This is a genomic window from Bacteroidia bacterium, assembly GCA_033391075.1.
Lineage (GTDB): Bacteria > Bacteroidota > Bacteroidia > J057 > J057 > JAWPMV01.
In genome coordinates this window covers 7950388-7965960 of sequence record JAWPMV010000001.1, presented here as the reverse complement: position 1 = coordinate 7965960, position 15573 = coordinate 7950388, and the positions used below count along the sequence as shown (strand labels likewise).

The window sequence follows — 15573 nt, the reverse complement described above, 5'->3', positions numbered from 1 at the left end:
TAGATTTTGTTTCTGCACCTGTTTTTTTATTGGGCAAATTTGATAAAACTGGTTCGATTCACATCATCTCCTTCCAGCTTGTACAGACTTAAAAAGTACACTCCATTTTCCAGGCTTTCTATAGAAATATCCTGTCGATTTGCTTCCACTATCCCGAACTTTACTCGCTTGCCGCGAGAGTTCCGAATTTCCCAAAAACCTTCTTTCGTATAGTCTTGTTGAAGGGTAATCCGTTCATAATTTCGAGTAGGAAAAAGTAGCAGGTCTTTGGACTGTGAAAGTTCAATAGCAAGGCTTTTTGAGTAAGAGATTGAGCTATCCATGTTATCGTAATAGAATGATGATTTTAAATCAGGTAAAAGGAGTCAGGATGGCTATGATAGCCATATAAAGGGGAATAAAATGTGAGTTATGGAAAGTAGAAAGGAAGTTTTTCATAACAGATTAAGGTATAGATTCAGTGTCTATGCAGTAGCAAAAATCCGCTACTACATCCCTTAGTTTTGAGAAATCTGTTATGAACTATTATGCTACTAAAGATACAAAATCCTCCTCTGGCTTGCTTTGTCAAGACCAATACTATTTGCGAAAACTTCAGCTGAGACAAAAAAAATGGGAGGAAGCATAGCTCCCTCCCACAATCAGCTTTTAAGTTTTTTTCTTATTTCTCTTCATTCTGAAAATTGAAGGTAAAGCCTGCAAGGGCTCCGCCCACTAAGGGGCCAACAATGTAGATCCAAAGGTCAGCAAATCCGCCATTGATTACGTTGGGTCCGATTCCTACAGCTGGATTGAAGGCACCTCCCGATATAGGACCACCGGCAAAAGCTCCAACCAAAACCGTAAAACCGATCGCAAGTCCATAGAAGGAATTCCCTTCTGTTCCTTTAGCGGTAGCGACATTCAATACCACCAGTGCCAGGGCAAAGGTAAAGAGGATTTCAACGGCTAATGCTTGAACCGGTGTTGCTGATCCGGCTTTTGCTACCAGAAAGGTAAAATCAGCATCCTGTACCAACATGCCAGCTACTGCGGCAGCAGCTACTCCTCCGAGGATTTGAGATACCCAATAGATACCGGCATCCTTGATGTCAATCTTCCCCCGAATAAGTACAGCCAGGGTAACGGCAGGATTGTAATGTGCACCTGAAATGTGTCCTCCCATATAGACCATGATCATCAGAGCAGATCCAATTGCTATAGGAGCGAAAGGAGTGCCAGCCCCGACTGCCAATCCAATGGTGAGGACCAGGAAAAATGTACCCAGAAACTCGGTTAAATACTTTCTCATTTTAAATGATAGTTAGTGAGTAATAGTAACTTATATATAGTTTCGACCCTATATGAAAGAGGAGGTCACCTTATTCGATTTTCGTAATTATAGACTTTTAAAAATCTCCTGCAAGCCCGTGGCATCCTCAGGCTTGATCCGTCCCGCCAACATCAAGCGCATTTCCCGTCTTCTCAAAGCTCCTTCATATAGCTCTTTTTCTGCCTCAGTCTCAGGTTCAATGGGATTGACAGGAATGGGCTGACCCGACTGATCCACCGCCACAAAGCTATAGTACGCACTATTGCTATGCATCCGCTCACCTTTTTGAAGGTTTTCATAGGCTACATCTATCCGTACCTCCAGAGAAGTATTAAAAGTTCGCGTGACTTTTGCCTCCAGGACCACTACAGCACCCAAAGGAATACTCGCTTTAAACTCTACAAAATCTACAGCAACTGTTACTACCGTACGATTAGTTGCTCGCTGGGCAGAGATAGCTGCAATGATATCCATCCAGTGCAAAAGCTTCCCCCCCATGAGTTTTCCCAGGTTGTTGGTGTCATTGGGAAGAACTAATTCGGAACTTTGCGTGTAGGATTCTGATACTTTTTTGCTCTTCATGTTCGTTCTTTGTCAGGTCAATCTACTATAGCACAAAAGACGACAAAATATTTGTTAATTTTAAGGGATTGAGTGTTGTAGTAGGCATGTGTTGTAGTGTTATAGTTAAATAGTAAAATTTTGATTAAAAATCACCCTACAACACGTCCGCACTTCAAAACTCCAACACCTTAAAAGACATCATGCAAAATTACCTGAACTTATTACAGAAAGTATTGGATGAAGGGACGGATCGTGGAGACCGGACCGGAACGGGAACCCGAAGTATTTTTGGACATCAGATGAGGTTCGACCTACAGGAAGGATTTCCTCTTGTTACCACAAAAAAGGTGCATCTGAAGTCGATCATTTATGAATTGCTTTGGTTTTTGAAAGGAGACAATAATGTAAAATACCTTCAGGATAATGGTGTGAGAATCTGGAATGAATGGGCAGATGAAGAGGGAAATCTGGGACCGGTTTATGGTGTACAATGGAGAAGTTGGCAAGGAGCAAATGGAGCAACTATTGACCAAATTTCTCAAGTTGTAGATTCGATCAAAAACAAACCTCAATCCCGCCGACATATCGTCAGTGCCTGGAATGTTTCCGATGTAGAAAACATGGCGCTCCCTCCCTGCCATACCATGTTTCAGTTTTATGTGGCAAATGGCAAACTTTCCTGTCAGCTCTACCAAAGAAGTGCTGACCTCTTTTTAGGGGTTCCTTTCAATATTGCTTCCTATGCCTTGTTGACGATGATGATGGCACAGGTATGCGATCTTGAGCCGGGAGATTTTGTGCACACTTTTGGGGATACACATATTTATCACAATCATTTTGATCAGGTAAAGCTGCAACTCAGCCGAGATACACGGGCTTTACCCCAAATGCATATTAATCCCGAAGTCAAATCTATCTTTGAATTTCAATACGAAGACTTTACCTTAAAGAATTACGATCCACATCCACTTATCAAAGCTCCTATAGCCGTTTAATCCAAAAAACACAGACAGACCTTAGACAGCCTATATGAAAGATATCCTCAGGAAGGTACGCAAGCTCGAAATCAAGATCCGTAAGATGGTGGAAAGTACCTTTGCTGGTGAGTATCATACTGCTTTCAAAGGTCAGGGACTGGAATTTGATGAGGTTCGACTCTACCAGTATGGCGATGATATCAGAACCATCGACTGGAACGTAACTGCCAAAACCGGACAGGTATATATCAAAAAGTTTCGCGAAGAGCGTGAACAAACCCTTTTCGTACTATTTGATGTAAGTGGCTCGGGGGACTTCGGACCCCAGGATGAAAACAAGCGACTGATCGGCATGGAGATCGCTTCTATCATGGCTTTCTCTGCCCTAAAGAATAACGATAAATTTGGACTGGCGACCTTTTCTGATCGCATGGAGAAGTTTTACAAACCCAATAAAGGGAGAAAACATATCCTCAAAATCGTAAGAGGCGTCCTTACCAATACCAATAAAAGCGAAAAAACAGATATCAACTTCGCCCTGGAGTTTATCAAACATACCCTCAAAAGACGAAGTATTCTGATCATCATTTCAGATTTTCTGGATGACAATTATGAACGCGCACTGGTACACTTGGGTAGAAAGCATGAAGTAATTCTGATTCGTCTTTTTCACCCGAATGAAGTCTTTCAGATGGGAACAGGTACGATCCCGGTCCTTGAGATAGAAAGCGGAAGACAAACCTGGCTAAATGCAGGAAATGCAGCTTATCGTCAGCAATTGAACGAAAGCTTCATGCAGGTGGAAAAAAATCTGGAAACCCTTTGCAAAAAGAACAAGATGGATATGCTTTCGGTCAATACCCAGGAAGATTATATCCCCGTTCTCGAAAGCTATTTTAAAAAGAGAAATCGCTTGAAGGCATAATTCATGAGGAGAGAAGCGATCTACATATCCTTGCTGCTCAGTTTCTGGATATTCCCGGGACAGCCCTTAGAACTACATGCTCAGGAAATTCAGGCACGCCTCGAATTTCAGCAAGATACTATGGCTGTAGGCAAACCCGTGAGTGTAAGAATGGCGATAAAACATCCCTCTGATGTGGTTGTGATTTTCCCGGAGCCCAGAGCCTTCGCTCCTTTTGAACTGGTTTCCTTTGAACCCGAACCAACCCAAACCCTGGACGGCTATTCCTGGGATGTAGTGGAATATAAAGTCCGCAGCTTCCAATTGCAGGATCGTCAGGCTTTGCGTTTGCCCTATGCCTATTATATGGGTGATGATACGGTTCGGAGATTTGTTAAAACAGATTCCATCAGGCTCAATCGACGCGTAACCGGAGGCGAAGACAGAAGTAAATTTTCGATACAGGACGGCCTGGTGAGCATGGAAGATCCGCCCAATTATTTTCGGATGTTTTTGCTGATTAGTGGAATCATCAGCCTTATGCTGGGATTTTTGCTCCTCCTCCGGAAACCTATCAGGAAATACCTCATAATCCGCAGAAACCGACTTGACTGGCAATCCTTCAAACGCCAACTCCGTGAACTGGAAAATCTGCATGATCAACCCAAGCTTTTTGATCGCTTGACGCAGTTGTGGAAAGGCTTTTTAGATCCTGAAGATTTATCCGGCTATCGATCCATGACAACTACCGAGTTTAAAGAAGCTCTTCAAGGGCGAGCGGATTTCAGCTTGGAGCAACAACAAGTACTCGTAGAAGCGGCTCAGTTGGCCGATAAGTCTGTATATGCGGGCGAAAGGATTGAGCCCAATCAGATCACCAATATCCTGGTGCAACTCAAAAATGTAATGGGATATGTTTACGCGGAAAGAGCCCGCGAATTGAGGAACAAAAAACTCTAATTCTTATAAATTCGAATCAGTTCCATCACCTCAGGCTCATGCTTGAGGCTGGCATCCACGTGGAAAAGGTAGTAATGGGCCTGATAGTCTAGCAATAAGCCATGCTCCAGGTAGTTGAGGCCTTTGCTACGGTGTCCGGATTCCAGACAGTAAGCTGCCAACTGAAAATAGAGTTCTGCCTCTGAGGGATTGTATTTAAGCCCTTCTTCCAGAAAGGAGATCGCCCCTTCATATTGCGTATGCTCATGCAAAAGGCTGGACCAATCCTGCCAGATAGAGATATCCTGAGGATTCAACTGAATGGCACGTTCCAGGTACATATAGGAACTATGCTTATTGCCTAGTTTAAATTCACAGCTGGCTATGGACATACATACATCCGGATTTTCATCATCCAGCTTGAATGCTTTCTCATAATAATGGATTGCTTCCAGGAATTTCTCCTGCTTTTCCAAACAATATCCAATCCCGATAAAGGCATCCAGAAAATCCGGATCTACCTGAGAGGTTTTGGTATAATATCGGATTGCATCCCGATACATATCCAGATTTTCATAACAATCTGCTACATGGAAAAGCGTATGTACGTCATAAGGACTTAGGGAATTTGCTTCCAGGAAAGATTGCAGGGCATCCTGATAACGTCCCAGGTCCATTTGTAGCTGTCCTTTTTGGAAGTAAGCAGCCGAAAGTTCATCGTTTATAGCGAGACAATAATCAAAGCACTCTATGGCTCTTTCATAATTGCCGGTCTTTCTATATTGGACACCCAGATTATACCAAACCATTTCGGAATAGGGATAATCATTGAGATAAGATTCATATAAGGCAATAGAATCCGTCAGTCGATCTTCAGACTCCAGAAGAAAAGCAAGTTCGTAAACGGCTTCTTCAAAATCCGGCTTGATGGACAGGGATTTCTTATAATACTCTTCGCTCTTTACAGGATCTCCTGAGATTTGGGCTAAATTACCCATGGTCATGTAGATCTCTTCCGGTTTGGTGGAGATACCCAAGACCTCTTCCATCAGATCGAGACTGTCTTTATTCCTGTCCAACCTAACGAGAATCTCAGCCTTGAAAATTGAATAATCAATTTGAAGGGGAGAATAGCTCAAGGCCGTATCGATATGTGCGAGTGAATTACCATAGTGACCGTACTCAAATTCGAGCTTGGCCAGCTTATAATACAGGGCACCAGAAGAAGGATGACTTTGTAAAGCGAAATCGACCAGTTTGCGAGCTTTGTGAAGCTCATTGGTCTGAAAATAATAGTTATAGATAACCTCTACTTTTCCCAGGTCAATAAAGAAGAAAGAGTCTTCCAAGAGCATATTTTCAAACTCCCTGACACTTGCCCGGGTTTGTTGTTCCTCGAAATCACTATTCCTGAAAAATTCTTCCATTATATACTAGAATACCTGAGAAAGACCTCGACCATTCTACATCTATGAACTGTAACAAATATAGCAGAGATATAGATAAGAGACCACTTGTTTAACTTCTGATTTTTACGTATCTAACAGACTACTTTCCCTAATCTTTTGAAGCAATATATACGCCAAATTAAGCTTTTGGGGATAAATTCATGTCACTAAAATGGCCGCGGGCTCATTTCATCCATTTACTCGAAATACTTTTCTGGAAATGTTTCACTATGGCTGCCTTTCCCCAATCGTCCAACTCTTCCTCCTTCCATAGATCTTTGTAAAAAATTATCTTTTGAAATTTAGGAGGCAGAAAACTTTTCCAGTTAGTTCCTCCTGTGGCTTCTACCGCCGTATTTTCCTGTACCAAATGCCTGGAAGCCGCAGACAAGTGACTGAGTTTCCAGAATACGTTCATATGGACATCATAGTTTCGTAGGAGTTCTTTGAGTTCCTCATCTTCAAGAATTTCCCGGGAAGAATTTTTATACAAGGCCTCCACATTACTCCCTTCATAAGTCTCAATTAATTGAATAAGATCTTCATCGTATTTGGCCTCAAAGGTTCTGAGGGTGATGGTTTTCTTGCCTGTATCTGAGTCGATTCCTCCGGCTTTCCAGTAGATATTGGGATAGCGGTCTTCTATACTTTTTTCTCCTGTATCTTTTTCTGTGGGAATGAGGTTTTCCAATCCTGTACTCATGATTTCTATCTCCCGAAACTGCACAGATTGGAAACCACTGGCCGGGAGAAGGGCCATGCGAAATTTTCTCATCTCTTCCCGATCCATACCCGTGAGCATGATGTCGAAGCTATTGCAAAGATGTTTGAAATAGTTAACTACCCGTCCGATCCTTTTGTGCCAGTTCTGAAGTTTCAAATGCTCACTCTCTTCCCCTCTTTCATCTGTGAGAGCTTTTATTTCCAGTTTTACCAACTTGAACATCAGCTCCGTCATCTGGTGATAGGTAATAAAGATGACCTCATCCGGAAAAGGGGTCCGAGGGGTTTGTAAGCCGAGCAAACTTTCCAGGTGAATATATTCCCAGTAATTCAGGCCATTGGAGTAATAAAGTCCATCGAGGTAGGCAAGCAAATCCTGTCCCAGACCTGAGTACTTTTCTTCCAATAAACTCAGGCGCCCCAATATATCGGTGAGTTGGTGTTTCCAGTCTTTATTTGACATGCGTTTCTTTTATCAGTACCCAAATATAGTCGATTGTCCGGCAGATTTGAGGACAATTTCTCCTCTTCCTGGCCGCAAATTTATGCCTTAAGGGTTTAAGGCATGATCCCCATTTTCTTCATCAGGAAGGTCGCATTGAGGTTCTGAGAAATTCCATCCCTCAATTTATAATCAAAGCTCAAGTGGCCGTCAGTAATATCGACTTCAAAGCGTTTATTTCTTGCATAGTCAGGAAACTCATCTTGCAGGGTTCCCAGGGAGAGGTCATGGGTCGCGATCATCCCCACGCCTTTGAGCTCCATCAGTTGCATGATAAACTGCCGGGAGCCCTCTTGTTTGTCGCGTGAATTGGTCCCGCGCAACATTTCGTCTACAATAATGAAAATCGGCTTGCCCTCTCTTAGTTTATCGATGAGCATTTTCAGTCGCTTCAATTCTGCATAGAAATAAGACTCATGATCTTGTAATGAATCCGTAGCCCGGACACTTGTCAGCATTTCTACCGGAGCAAACTTGAAACTCTGGGCACAAGTCACGGCTCCATTCATAGCCAGGATGAGGTTCACTCCTACCGTCCGCAGAAAAGTACTCTTCCCAGCCATATTCGCTCCGGTAATGATGAGAAACTCACCGGGCTTGGCCAGGTTCATATCATTGTCCACACGACTTATCGGATCAAGCAGAGGATGTCCCAGCTCTTTGGCATCCATCATGAAGTCGCCTTCAGAGATTTCAGGCACTACAAAGTCGGGATGGTTGTATTGAAACCGTGCCCAACTCAAAAGAGCATCCCATTTTCCAATCACTTCAAACCAGCGAGGAAGTTCTTCTTTATGTCTTTCTCTCCACTTCTCGAGGCGCATCATGTATTTGATGTCCCAAAGCACTGTTCCGTTCAGCAAGATTCCCGCAAATGCATTGAGGCGCTGGTCCAGCATATAGGTTAGATTTCCCAGATCCGCAATTGCCTCAGAGGCCAGCTTTCCACTTGCTACCAGTCCTTCTTGTTCTGATTTGAGTAAAGGAGAAGTAAATTCCTGTCCCTCAATTTCTTTTAGGAGAGCAGCATATTTATTGAGAATATGAGACTTCTTGCCCACCAGGACCTGTTCTTTTCCTGTTCGCTTGAGGTTTTGTCCTATTACTCCCAATTGAGCAAAAAACAAAAGAAGCGGAATCAAGCCAGGTAAACGAAAGTCTCCGAAAATCGGCGAAAGAAAAGAGATATCAGGTATTAACCATAAAAGGAAAGCCAGTAAAAAGAGGCCGGGTAAAATCCACATCAAAGCGGGATACACCGAATGCTTGCTAAAATAGGCTTCCTCATTTAACCAGCGTAAAATGGACTGTGTCTCGTCTTTGGATTCCAGTTTACCGACACCCAGGGCCTGGAAATTTAGGCCCCACTCACTTTTCTCTGCCAGCTCTGCGATGGCTTGCTGTCTTTGTCGGATCAATTCCCGATCCTGAGAAGGCTGTTCCAGTTCCTGCACCAATTGTCCACGACCTATGATGGTTCCGGTACGATTGATCGCCTGAAAGATAGACCCTCTGCCAAAGATATCGAGGTCATAGGAATAAGCATGTTCAGAGTTGATATACTCCTCTCCTTCATCCAACTCCTCCCGATTTCCTTTCAGGGCCTCGATTTCCGTTTGGCGAATGCTGATCAGGCGATTGAGATGCTCTCTTTCCTCTGCCAGCTCTGCATGTATTTTGATCAGGTAGAGGAAGCCCGCCAGGACAGCGAATCCTCCGAAAATCCCGAGTGCGTAATCGTATTTGAATAGGAAATAGCAAGCTGTGATACCCAGGATAAATATTACTGCACGACCATAAGCAAAGAGGTTATATTTCCTGTTTTCCCCTTCAAGCTTTTCTTCCAGTCGTTTTATTCCTTCCTGGTATACCCGTATTCTGTCCGTCGTCATAGAAGGATATTAGTGGGCATCTCCAAGATGCCCAGAATCTTTATACATAGCTTACGAGAATAGACGAACAGCAGTTTGCCTATTCATCTACATCTGGATCCAATTCGAAATTTTCCAGGAAACTCGTTGCATAAACTCCCGTCTTGAATTTATCATCCTGCATCAATTGCTTATGGAAAGGAATGGTTGTTTTTACTCCTTCCACGATAAATTCGTCCAGTGCGCGGGCCATTTTTGCGATAACGGCTTCGCGGGTAGGACCGGAAACGATCAATTTCCCAATCATAGAGTCATAATAGGGAGGGATCATATAACCAGAGAATGCATGCGTATCCACACGAACCTTGTGCCCACCGGGCTTATGGAAATATTCGATCATGCCAGGTGAAGGGCGAAAATCATTAAATACGTCCTCAGCATTGATCCGAACTTCCATAGAGCATCTGCCTTCAAGCATTTTGTAAGGCTTGTCCAGCACTTCTCCTGCGGCTACCCGGATTTGCTCACGAATAAGGTCCACATCGAAAATTTCTTCAGTCACAGGATGCTCTACCTGAATACGGGTATTCATCTCCATGAAGTAAAAATCTCCGTGTTTGTCGTAGAGAAACTCGACGGTACCCGCACCTTCATATCTCACAGACTCAGCCGCACGAACAGCTGCCTGTCCCATTTTTTGACGGGTTTCTTCAGAAAGTACCGGACAGGGAGATTCTTCCACCAGTTTCTGGTGTCTTCTTTGAATGGTACAATCCCTTTCCGCGAGGTGATATACATTGCCATGCTGATCAGCCATTACCTGGATCTCAACGTGGCGAGGTTCTTCAACAAATTTTTCGAGATAGAGGCCTGCATTACCAAAGGCTGCACCCGCCTCAGAAGAAGCTGAATTCCAGGCATCTTCCATTTCTTCAGGTGCAAAAACTTTACGCATCCCTTTTCCTCCTCCTCCGGCAGTAGCTTTTAGGAGAACCGGATATCCGGCTTCTTCAGCTATCTCCTTGGCTTGTTCTATCGAATCAAGGAGGCCATCGGAACCTGGTACTACAGGAACACCGGCCTTTTTCATCGAATCTTTAGCGGTTGCCTTATCTCCCATGGAGTTGATAACTTCCGCGCTAGGTCCGATAAATTTAATTCCATGATCCTCACAAAGCTGAGAGAACTCAGCATTTTCTGCCAGGAATCCATAACCGGGATGGATCGCATCTACACCAGTAATCTCAGCGGCAGAAATAATATTTGCCATATTGAGATAGGAATCTGTACTGGAAGCGGGTCCAATACAAACGGCTTCGTCTGCGAAACGAACGTGCAGACTATTTTTATCTGCTTTAGAGTAAACAGCAACTGAGCTAATGCCCATTTCCCTGCAGGTTCTGATAACACGCAGGGCTATTTCTCCTCTATTTGCAATGAGAATTTTCTTGAACATAAAGTAGTTTCGATTTCTTTAGGGCTTACCCAATCGGATTAGAAACGAAATTAGCCATTAGGGTCTATAAGGAAGAGTACCTGATCATACTCAACCGGCTGGGCATCTTCCAGCATGATCTTAACTATTTTTCCAGAGAACTCAGATTCAATTTCATTGAAGAGTTTCATTGCCTCAACGATACAGAGTACCTGACCTTTCTCAACGGAATCCCCAACTTTGACAAATGCATCTGTATCCGGAGAGCTGGAGCGATAGAAGGTTCCGATCATAGGCGAACGGAATTCAATCAGATCGCTGGATGCTTCTTCTTTTTGGGCTTCAGGCGCTGCGGGTTTTTCTGGTGCAGGTTTCGCCTCTGGCTGGGCCACAGGAGTAGGTGCAGCAGTAATCATAGGCTGAACGATAGTTGCGGGTTCCTGACTTGTTTGGTAAACCACTTTATTATCCGGGGCTTTTCTCCGGATTTTCAGTCGGAAATCCTTTTGTTCAATCTCTACTTCCGTTAGGGTAGTCTTGTTAACCAGCTTAAGCAGGTCCTGAATTTCTTTGAAATCCATAGTAATAAAAGTATTCGGGGAAAAAATTATTCTTTAACGCGTTCTACATAGCTACGGCTTTCGGTATCGATCTTTACCTTATCGCCAATGTTAATAAACAAAGGTACTCTAATTTCTGCTCCGGATGCAATCCGCGCAGGTTTAAGAGTATTTGTAGCAGTATCACCTTTTAATCCGGGTTCTGTATAAGTGATTTCACGTACTACATGCTTGGCAAGATCAATAGTCAAAGGCAAGTCATCCTCGGTATTAAACAAGACTTCAACCATCTCTCCTTCTTCCAGCAAATCCACATTTTCAATCTGGACTTTTTGGATATTGATTTGCTCGTAAGTTTCAGTATTCATGAATACCAGTGCTTCTCCATCTTCATAAAGAAATTGATACTTTCTTCTTTCTACTCGAATGTCATCAATCTTTGCACTACTGTTAAAAGTATTTTCAATGACTTTACCGGTATTCAAGCTTTTCATTTTTACACGAACAAAGGCAGCACCTCGTCCCTGCTTTACGTGCTGGAAACTTACAACTGAATATATATCTCCATTGTACTTAAAGGTGAGCCCGTTTCTTATATCTGAGATATTAGCCATATATAATAAGCGTATCTTTCTGTTTAAATAGCATGCCTTTTTGGCAAAACGCTCGCAAATTAATAAAATATGCGAATGTAGAGCCCAAATATGGGACTTTATTTTACAGTCCGAGAATCTAGAGCCGAGGAAAAAGCCTGAGAGCAATTAGTTCTCATCTGCTGCCAGGTAAAAGAAGCTATTGCGGAAAGTGCCTGAATAGGGTCCCAGCACACGGATTTGAGATTCTGACAAATTTAGTTGCCGAAGGCTGTCATTTGCTACATAATAAGCATTCCCTTCAAAGAAATCAGCTTCAAAGTCATCTGCATCAGGAGCGGGGAAATTGAGCAATCTCCCCTCAGCCATCCCAACCAGGCCTGTAAATTCTTTTTCAAAAGTGGCTTGCAGATAGGGACTGTGCTGCACTTTGGATTGTGGCACTTCTTGTGCCGTGAGGTCGATGGCATTGCTATTCCAACTCACTGTTGTGCGATAGTTGGCCGTATCCCTCGTGTAGACCCAAGTGCTGAAACGGTTGTCAATGAGGACATCAAATATCTCCCGTTCAAAACTGATAAGTTCTAAAGGGGCCAGGGCCAGTTCATTGTAAATGCCTAACTCTTTCTCCCCTAGTATAAGGTAAAACTTGGTACTTCTGTAAACAGCCTTGCCAGGCTGCTGATCTAAATCAATGGTAGTAAGTTCCTCTCGTTTGAGGTGAAAGAATCCCAATTGATTGGCAAGGGTATCAGACATCAGCAGATATCTTTCCCCTATAGACAGATGATGTGCAGTAAAATTGCCCAGAGAAAAGTTATCACTTTCATCCTTTTCGATGTCGTATCGCAGCAGGCTGTTTTGATCGGGAAGACTGATCCATAACTTTCCCCCTGATCCTGCTATATCGGCGGGATTATTCCAACCTTTGCTGGAGCCCCAGTCATTGAGAAAGATATTTCCCTCCGGTTCATAAAGTCGCAATTCCCTTTGCCCATTATCATCCATGAGAAAAAAGGCCTGCTGGGTCTTGGGCACAAAATTGAAGTCCTGATCATAACGACAGGAAAAGAAGAAGCAGGAGATAAGAAAGAAAGTAAGGATTCTCACACAGGGATTTTTTGCTAATATCCTTGAAAGGAGGAGAAATTTCAAGCCAAAAGAAAAGGGACCGCAAGCGATCCCTCTTTCTTTACTCTATTATTTATCTTTTTAGTAGGCCCATTTGAGGTAAATACTTCCCCAGGAAAATCCTCCTCCAAAAGCAGCCAACATCAGATTGTCTCCTTTATTTAGTTGATTTTCCCACTCCCATAAGCAGAGAGGAATGGTACCATTGGTGGTATTCCCAAATTTGTGGATGTTGACCATCACCTTTTCGGCAGGTACTCCGGCTCTATTTGCCGTCGCATCTATGATCCTTTTATTTGCCTGATGAGGAACCAGCCAGGCAATATCATCTCCTTCGAGATTGTTTCTTTCCATTACGGCTGCAGTAATATCCGCCATTCCTTTTACCGCATATTTGAAAACGGTCTTTCCTTCCTGGTGCACAAAATGCTCCTTGTTTTGCAAGGTTTCCAGAGAAGTCGGATGCGCACTTCCTCCCGCTTTTTGGTTGAGGTATTTGGCGCCACTACCATCAATTTCAAATTCAGAGTCAACGATGCCATAGCCCTCGGTATTTGGCTCAAGCAAAACCGCCCCTGCTCCATCACCAAAAAGGATACAGGTATTTCGGTCTTCGTAATCGATGCGAATACTCATGGTATCTGCACCTACTACCAATACTCTTTTATGCATCCCACTCTCCACAAACTGTGAACCGGTTCTGATTGCATATAAGAAACCTGAACAAGCGGCGTTCATGTCAAAGCCCCAAGCATTGGTAGCGCCTACTTTATCTGCGATAATATTGGCAGTTGCCGGATGCACATGGTCAGGAGAAACGGTAGAGCAAATGATGAGGTCCAAATCTTCGGGACCGTAGGAGGTTTTTGCAAGCAGATTTTTGATGGCTTCTACTGCCATGTCAGAGGTAGCACGATCTTTCTCCAAAATCCTTCTCTCTGCTATCCCTGTTCTTTCCCGAATCCATTGGTCGTTGGTTTCAACCATGGTCTCCAATTCCTTATTAGTGAGCACACGATCCGGGACATATCCGCCCACTGCTGTTATAGCTGCCAGAGTTTTCATTCTAATTCTTTTTTGCTTCCGCCCACACACTCAATACGATCCTTAGGCGAGGAAGTGGCTCAAGTTGAAAAGAAAAGCCTACAATAGCAAGAAAAAATTGGCCTTTAGGCCTAAAGGCTTCACAGGAGGTAATAAAGGACGATTTATCGGACTAGGGATTCCTGCTTAAGAAGGTGGAGATTCCAGTTTTTTATTGGTTTTCGCGCCCAAATCCCGAAGTTTTTCTGCTCGCGAAATGAGATTCCCTCTACCGAGGCTGAGTTTCTGTTTCGCCTGGTGATAGGATTCGGCGGTACGGTCTATATGCTTCCCCAATTTTTCCAATTCCTCTACAAAAAGCACAAACTTATCATACATAGCTCCTCCCTGACGAGCGATCTCCCGTGCATTCTGGTTTTGCTGATCTATTTGCCAAATAGAAGCAACTGTTTTTAAGGTAGCCAGCAAAGTAGTCGGACTGACCAGGACGATTTTTCTTTCCCATGCAAAAGCAAAGAGTTCTGGTTTTTCCTGAATAGCTATACTAAAAGCAGGTTCTACCGGCATAAACATCAAAACAAAGTCCGGACTATTGAGGGTATCCAGTCCATGGTAGTGCTTATCGCTCAACTCTTTTATATGCTTGGAAACCGAATCCAGATGTTGTTTGATATGAATAGGCCGAATCTCATCTTCTGCATCTACAAATCTTTCGTAGGCAGTAAGGGAAACCTTGGCATCGATAATCAGATGTTTCTGATCCGGCAAATTGATGATCACATCCGGTTGCAGACGTTTCCCATTGATGGATTGCAATTGCATGTCTTTGCCCTGCACCACAAATTCTTTTCCTTCTCTTAGTCCACTACCTTCGAGTACTTTCGCCAAAATCATTTCACCCCAATTTCCCTGCGCTTTGCTATCTCCCTTAAGGGCTCGCGTGAGGTTGCGGGCTTCTTCTGTCATCTGCAGATTGAGGCTATGCAGTTCTTTGACCTGGTCTTTTAATGAGTGCCTTTCTCTCGCTTCTTTTTGGTAGGTATCCTCCACTTTTTTCTCAAAGGCCTGAATTTTCTCCTTGAGGGGATTGAGGATGTGCTGGAGGTTTTCTTGGTTTTGCTCTTTGAGTTTCTGACTGTTGTGCTCCAATACGCGATTGGCGACATTTTCAAACTGCATACTTTGTTCGGTCACCTGATCCACAAGGGTAGAAAGCCGATCCTTTTCCTGTTCCAGTTGAATGGCCTTTTCTCGCTCTTTTCTATAGCGAGGATAAAGCATCCATATCAAGGCTATGCCAGCCAGCAGCAGTCCAAGAGAGATTCCCAAAGCGAAAGAAAGCCAATCTATCATAGGATTTGGGTAGGTATTAATTTTGTGGGACAAAATATTCGCCCATTAAATTAGTATTTTTTCTAAAAAAATGAGCGATTATCTAAATATTTTAGGATTACCTTACTGGACCCACCGCCTCAAGCCCACACTCCCTTGTTTGAACAAACAAAGGAGTGCGCGCAGGAGCCGGGAGGGATTGTCATCTCCTAATAAGCAAAGCTGTCACCCTGACCGG

The 15573-nt window shown here is 43.5% G+C and carries 15 protein-coding genes; 3 read left to right on the top strand and 12 right to left on the bottom strand.

What is annotated here, in order from left to right:
- Positions 1 to 26: 26 nt before the first annotated feature.
- The 3 genes from R8P61_31675 to R8P61_31665 all read right to left on the bottom strand — a co-directional run bounded on the left by R8P61_31675 (position 27) and on the right by R8P61_31665 (position 1894).
- Entirely contained in the window at positions 27 to 323 is a 297-nt protein-coding gene (locus tag R8P61_31675) for a hypothetical protein (protein ID MDW3651684.1), read from the bottom strand.
- A 338-nt stretch (positions 324 to 661) separates the two neighbouring features.
- Entirely contained in the window at positions 662 to 1291 is a 630-nt protein-coding gene (locus R8P61_31670; protein MDW3651683.1) for an aquaporin, read from the bottom strand.
- 87 nt (positions 1292 to 1378) lie between these two features.
- A complete protein-coding gene (locus tag R8P61_31665) occupies positions 1379 to 1894 on the bottom strand; it encodes an acyl-CoA thioesterase (GenBank protein ID MDW3651682.1) in 516 nt (171 codons plus the stop codon).
- Between the two features lie 182 nt (positions 1895 to 2076).
- On the opposite strand from R8P61_31665, the gene R8P61_31660 reads away from it, so the two are divergent.
- From R8P61_31660 to R8P61_31650, 3 genes are read left to right on the top strand one after another with little or no spacing between them, the layout of a single operon-like run.
- Positions 2077 to 2871: a thymidylate synthase gene (locus tag R8P61_31660; GenBank protein MDW3651681.1), complete on the top strand. Its 795-nt coding sequence runs from the start codon at positions 2077 to 2079 to the stop codon at positions 2869 to 2871.
- 34 nt (positions 2872 to 2905) lie between these two features.
- Positions 2906 to 3778 (top strand): DUF58 domain-containing protein, encoded by an 873-nt coding sequence (locus R8P61_31655; protein ID MDW3651680.1) that lies wholly within the window; start codon positions 2906 to 2908, stop codon positions 3776 to 3778.
- 3 nt (positions 3779 to 3781) lie between these two features.
- The gene (locus R8P61_31650; protein ID MDW3651679.1) at positions 3782 to 4717 is read left to right on the top strand and encodes a hypothetical protein; all 936 of its coding nucleotides are present in this window, start codon (positions 3782 to 3784) and stop codon (positions 4715 to 4717) included.
- Here R8P61_31650 and R8P61_31645 read toward each other — a convergent pair.
- From R8P61_31645 to R8P61_31605, 9 genes are all read right to left on the bottom strand, one after another.
- Positions 4714 to 6123: a tetratricopeptide repeat protein gene (locus R8P61_31645; protein MDW3651678.1), complete on the bottom strand. Its 1410-nt coding sequence runs from the start codon at positions 6121 to 6123 to the stop codon at positions 4714 to 4716. The genes R8P61_31650 and R8P61_31645 overlap by 4 nt on opposite strands.
- Before the next feature lie 205 nt (positions 6124 to 6328).
- Positions 6329 to 7330 (bottom strand): tryptophan 2,3-dioxygenase family protein, encoded by a 1002-nt coding sequence (locus R8P61_31640; protein MDW3651677.1) that lies wholly within the window; start codon positions 7328 to 7330, stop codon positions 6329 to 6331.
- Positions 7331 to 7425: 95 nt separating this feature from the next.
- Positions 7426 to 9261, bottom strand: a complete 1836-nt coding sequence (locus tag R8P61_31635) for a hypothetical protein (protein MDW3651676.1) — start codon at positions 9259 to 9261, stop codon at positions 7426 to 7428.
- A 79-nt stretch (positions 9262 to 9340) separates the two neighbouring features.
- Positions 9341 to 10696 carry an acetyl-CoA carboxylase biotin carboxylase subunit gene (gene accC, locus R8P61_31630; GenBank protein ID MDW3651675.1) on the bottom strand — a complete coding sequence of 452 codons (1356 nt, stop codon included), beginning with the start codon at positions 10694 to 10696 and terminating at the stop codon, positions 9341 to 9343.
- Positions 10697 to 10746: 50 nt separating this feature from the next.
- Positions 10747 to 11256, bottom strand: a complete 510-nt coding sequence (gene accB, locus R8P61_31625) for an acetyl-CoA carboxylase biotin carboxyl carrier protein (GenBank protein MDW3651674.1) — start codon at positions 11254 to 11256, stop codon at positions 10747 to 10749.
- Positions 11257 to 11282: 26 nt separating this feature from the next.
- A complete protein-coding gene (gene efp, locus R8P61_31620; protein ID MDW3651673.1) occupies positions 11283 to 11849 on the bottom strand; it encodes an elongation factor P in 567 nt (188 codons plus the stop codon).
- Positions 11850 to 11996: 147 nt separating this feature from the next.
- Positions 11997 to 12938 carry a hypothetical protein gene (locus R8P61_31615; GenBank protein MDW3651672.1) on the bottom strand — a complete coding sequence of 314 codons (942 nt, stop codon included), beginning with the start codon at positions 12936 to 12938 and terminating at the stop codon, positions 11997 to 11999.
- 102 nt (positions 12939 to 13040) lie between these two features.
- Entirely contained in the window at positions 13041 to 14024 is a 984-nt protein-coding gene (locus tag R8P61_31610; protein ID MDW3651671.1) for a beta-ketoacyl-ACP synthase III, read from the bottom strand.
- Between the two features lie 165 nt (positions 14025 to 14189).
- Positions 14190 to 15356, bottom strand: coding sequence for a DNA recombination protein RmuC (locus R8P61_31605; protein MDW3651670.1), 1167 nt, complete (start codon positions 15354 to 15356; stop codon positions 14190 to 14192).
- Positions 15357 to 15573 lie beyond the last annotated feature (217 nt).